The sequence below is a fragment of the Ramlibacter sp. genome (assembly GCF_035706265.1).
Classification (GTDB): domain Bacteria; phylum Pseudomonadota; class Gammaproteobacteria; order Burkholderiales; family Burkholderiaceae_C; genus Ramlibacter.
Genome location: NZ_DASSVG010000157.1, coordinates 1 through 4,560, shown reverse-complemented (window position 1 = coordinate 4,560; position 4,560 = coordinate 1). Strand labels below are relative to the sequence as shown.

Here is a 4,560-nt window from a genome sequence, read left to right as displayed (position 1 = left end):
GGGTGAGGAACTCGTTGGCCGAATAGACCTGCCCGGCGAACTCGCCGGGACTGCCCAGGAACGACGGCGCGCCCGCGCCGGCCGCCACGAACACGGCGTCGAAGCCCATGCTCTCCATCAGCTTCGCGACGGTGAAGGTCTTGCCGATCACCTTGTTGGTCTCGAAGCGCACGCCGGCCTCGCGCAGCTGCTGCACCTCGCGCTCGATGATGTCGCGCGGCAGCCGGAACGACGGGATGCCGTAACGCAGCACGCCGCCCACCACGTGCAGTGCCTCGTACACGGTCACTTCCGCGCCGGCCTTGAGCAGGTCGGCCGCCGCGGCCAGCCCGCCGGGGCCGGAGCCGACCACCGCCACCCGCCCGAGCGGCTGCGCCGCGGCAGGACGCTTCAGCCCGCGCGACTTCGCGTGGTCGCCGACGAAGCGCTCCAACCGGCCGATGGCCACCGGCTCCATCTTCGCCTTGTGCAGCACGCACTGCGCCTCGCACTGGCTCTCCTGCGGGCAGACCCGGCCGCACACCGAAGGGAACAGGCTCGATTCGTGGATCGTGTCCAGCGCCGCGTCCACGTCGCGCAGCAGCAGGTGGCGGATGAAAGCGGGGATGTCGATGCGCACCGGGCAGCCCTCGATGCAGGTGGGCTTGTGGCACTGGATGCAGCGCTCCGCTTCCCGCAGCGCCTCGGCGTGGCCGTAGCCGAGGTTGACCTCCTCGAAGTTCGCCGAGCGTTCCTGCGCCGGCCGCTCGGGCATCTTCACCTGCACCCGCTCGAGGGCGGAGTACTTCTTGTAGGTGCGCTTGCCCTGGGTAACCAGCACGTCCTCGAGGTTGCACACGTGCGCGTGGTCCTCGTTGGCCTGCTGCTCCTGGCGCTGGAAGCGCTTCTGCCGCGCGTGCAGTTCGCGGAAGTCCACTGCGTGGCCGTCGAAATCCGGGCCGTCGACGCAGGCGAACTTCACCTCGCCGTTGACCGTGACGCGGCACGATCCGCACATCCCGGTGCCGTCCACCATCACGGTGTTGAGGGAGACCATGGTGCGCACGCCGAACGGGCGCGAGGCCTCGGCGCAGGCGTGCATCATCGGCATCGGGCCGATCGCCACCACGAGCTGCGCCGGGTCGGACGCGAGCACGTCGCGCAGCGCCGCATCGACATAGCCGGGGCGGCCCAGGCTGCCGTCGTCGGTGCACACGATCAGTTCGTCGCTGAACTGCGCGAGCTTGTCGGTCCAGAACGCGAGCTCCGCGCTGCGGAAGCCGACGATGCAGGTGATGCGGTTGCCGGCTTCCTTGAAGGCGCGCAACTGGGGGAACACCGGCGCCACGCCGAGGCCGCCGGCCACCAGCACCACGTGGCCGACGTGCGCGATGTGCTGCGGCAGGCCGAGCGGGCCGGCGAAGTCCGCAAACTCGTCGCCGGCCGCGAACTCGTCGCGCATGCGGCGGGTCGTCTTGCCGAGCGCCTGCACGACGATGGTGATGGTGCCGCGTTCGCGGTCGAAATCGGCCACCGTGAGCGGGATCCGCTCGCCGGCCTCGTCGAGCCGCACCATGACGAAGTGCCCCGGCTCGGCGGCTTGCGCGACGTCCGGCGCTTCCACCTCCCACAGGAAGCTCTGTTGCGAGAACTGTTCGCGCCGGAGGATGCGGGCCATGCTGGGTCTCCTGGAGGGAATCGCGCCTGCCGGGGCGGCGCGGAAAGTGCCGGGAGTGCAGTAGAGGGGCTCGCGCCCAAGCGCTCGTTGACGTGAGTCAAGGTGCGGTACGGACCGAGGGTGAGTCCGGAGGCGCGCTTCCGTATTACGGTACTTCAATACCGAAATATGGAATGGCAGGCGGGTCGCCTACAGCGGCAGCAGCCGCGACTGGGGGCCGCTCGGCCGGCCGAGCGTGAAGTAGAAGCGCGCACCCTCGCCCGGTGCGGACTTCGCCCAGATCAGCCCCCCATGGCGCGTGACGATGCGCTGGGCATTGGCCAGGCCGATGCCCGTGCCCGGAAATTCGGACGACGCGTGCAGGCGCTGGAAGGTGCCGAAGAGCTTGTCCGCCAGCGCCATGTCGAAGCCGGCCCCGTTGTCTTGCACGCAGTAGACCACCTGCCCCTCCTCCGTTTTCCTGCTGGTGAAGGAGATCTTCGCCACTTCCTTGCGCCCGGTGAACTTCCAGGCATTGGCGAGCAGGTTCTGCAGCAGCATGCGAAGAAGGGTGACGTCGCCCTCCGCATACATCTCGGCCTGCACTCGCCTGAGAAGCTGGCGTTCGGGCGCCTGGGCCTGCAGCTGGTCCAGCAAGGAGTTCGCGATCGCGCCGAGGTCCACTTCCTCGAGCTCGAGGCTGGCTTGCGATATCTGCGCCAGGGACAGCAGCGCCTCGACGTAGGCCCCCATGGTCCTGACCGCCGACTGGACCTGGCCCGCGTAGTTGTGGGCCTCCCGGATCTGCCCCGCGGACAGGGCGCGCGTCAGGGCAAGGCCGAACACCTTGGCCGCGGCGATCGGCTGCCGCAGGTCGTGCGCCAGCGAGCGTGCGAAGCCCTTGAGTTCACGGTTGGCGTGCTCGAGTTCCCAGGTCCGCTCCCGGACCAGCTGGGCCAGGTTGTCGTTCAGGGCATTGATCTCGGCCTGCTGTCGCGCGCGCTCCGTGATGTCGCGGGCGACGACGACCGAGCACATCTTCCCATCGGTTCCGCGATACCGCGCCACCGACATCTCCGCCTCGAAGCGCGAACCGTCGCCGCGCACGAGCGTCAGCTGCGTGAAGCACTTGCCGGTGGCGTCGAGCTCGCGCAGCATGCGTCGCAAGCGCGGGTCGCGCAGGTCGACGATGCCCCCGCGTCCACGGCTGCAAAGCTCGGCCTCCGTCAGCCCGAACATGCTGCAAGCGGCCGGATTCGCCGCCAGCACCCTGCCGTCCTTCGTGGCCAGAAGCGTCGCGTCGAGTGCCGTCTCGAACAGCATGCGGTGCCGCTGCTCGCTCGCGAGCACCGCCTCGCGGGCATTCTTCTTTTCCGTCACGTCCTGGAAGTAGACCGCGACCCCCGAAGCAAACGGGTAGGCGTGCACCTCCAGCCATCCCCCCACGGCCTGCGAGTAGGCCTCGAACTGCGTCCGGCAGTTCTCCTTGAGGACGCGCTCGTATTCGCGGCAGAAGATGCTGTCCCGGAAGCCGGGAATCGCGTCTCCTATGACGCAGCCGAGCAATTCCTCGCGCCGGCGTTTCGTCATCCGTTCCGCCGACCGATTGACGTAGGTGAACCGCCACTGCCCGTCCAGGGTGATGAACCCTTCGGTGATGGTATCGAGCGTATCCGACAGGCCCTGCGTGAACTCCTCCAGGCGTCGCGCATCCTCGTTCCGATCCGGGACGTCCTGGATGGGCCCGATGCCACGGTGATCCGGATTCAGTTCCATAGCATCTTGAAAAAGGGCCTCTTGCAGCGGATGTGGGTTGTTCTCGAATGCGAATGAGGGCGCAACGGCCTGCGCGAGGCGAGCGCTGCGACGAGGCACTCCGTTGCGGAATGCCTGCTCTTCCCCCTGAAAGAAGCTCCGAGCAGGAGCAACGCTCAGCGCACCGCGAGTGCCGTCTTCGCCTGCTGCGGCAACTCACGGTGATCAGCTACGGACCATTCTGGCAAGTGAGGGAAAGGGTGACTTTGCGTCAGGTCAATGTCGGCCGCCGAGCAGCCGGCAACCTGAACAGAACCGGATGCGCCGAAGCCTTGCGTCGCGCGTATCCTGAGAGGCGTGCCGCGCGGCGCCGGCGCGAACTGCGTGCTCCGCCCCAACGCCGCTGCGTCCATCCTGCAAGGAGATGCGACATGAGCGAATTGAAGCTGGATCGCCCGTCGGGCTTCTGGGAAGCGGTTGGCACCCACCCGCTGGGCATCGTGGGCGGCGCGCTCGCCGGCGTGCTGCTGGGATTTCTGGGCGGCGTGGCGGCCGGGCCGGTCGGCAGCCTGCTGGGCGCCGTGGCCGGCGGTGTGGTGGGCGCGCTGGTCGGTGCCTCGGTCGAGACCGGCCCCGAGATCGACCTGTCCGAGCACGACGGCTTCTGGCGCGAGCACTACACCGAACGGCCGTACGTTCCCGCCGGGGCGAGCTATGCCGACTACGCCCCGGCCTACTGGTTCGGCGCGCATGCCCGGCTGCGGCGGCCACCGCCGCACGACTGGCAGGAGGCCGAAGCCGAGCTTGCCGCAGGTTGGCAGGCCGCACGTGGATCGTCGCGCCTCGACTGGCAAGCGGCGCGCCCGGCGGCGCGCGACGCCTGGGAGCGCCTGAGCGCCAGCGTGGGCTGAACGCGTGCGGTCATCGCCGCGTAACAGAGGCATGCCCTCAGAGCGACCATCTTTCCGCCCCGAGCGTCGAATGTTGAAGCTCCTGCCTGCGCTCGCGCCAGTCGGGGAGGTGGACGTCCAGCAGGTTCGTGAACTCCTCGTTGTGCGACCGAACGCGTAGGTGCGCCAGCTCGTGCACGAGCACGTACTCGATGCTGCGCAGCGGCTTCTTGGCAAGTTCCAGATTGAGCCAGACGCCCCGGGCGTCCACCGTGCAGG

General features: G+C 68.6%; 4 protein-coding genes. 1 reads left to right on the top strand and 3 read right to left on the bottom strand.

Annotated features, from left to right (window positions below; all coding sequences use genetic code 11):
• Nucleotides 1–1,657, bottom strand: a 1,657-nt coding sequence (locus VFM98_RS06230; protein WP_325109037.1) for a sulfide/dihydroorotate dehydrogenase-like FAD/NAD-binding protein, incomplete at its 3' end; no start/stop codon positions are given.
• A gap of 189 nt (nt 1,658–1,846) precedes the next feature.
• Nucleotides 1,847–3,412: a PAS domain S-box protein gene (locus tag VFM98_RS06225; RefSeq protein ID WP_325109036.1), complete on the bottom strand. Its 1,566-nt coding sequence runs from the start codon at nt 3,410–3,412 to the stop codon at nt 1,847–1,849.
• 410 nt (nt 3,413–3,822) lie between these two features.
• Here VFM98_RS06225 and VFM98_RS06220 point away from each other — a divergent pair, with 410 nt between their 5' ends.
• Complete coding sequence (locus tag VFM98_RS06220; RefSeq protein WP_325109035.1) at nt 3,823–4,302, top strand: hypothetical protein; 480 nt, start codon at nt 3,823–3,825, stop codon at nt 4,300–4,302.
• Between the two features lie 37 nt (nt 4,303–4,339).
• Here VFM98_RS06220 and VFM98_RS06215 read toward each other — a convergent pair.
• On the bottom strand, nt 4,340–4,560 hold a 221-nt coding region (locus tag VFM98_RS06215; protein ID WP_325109034.1), incomplete at its 5' end, for a M48 family metallopeptidase.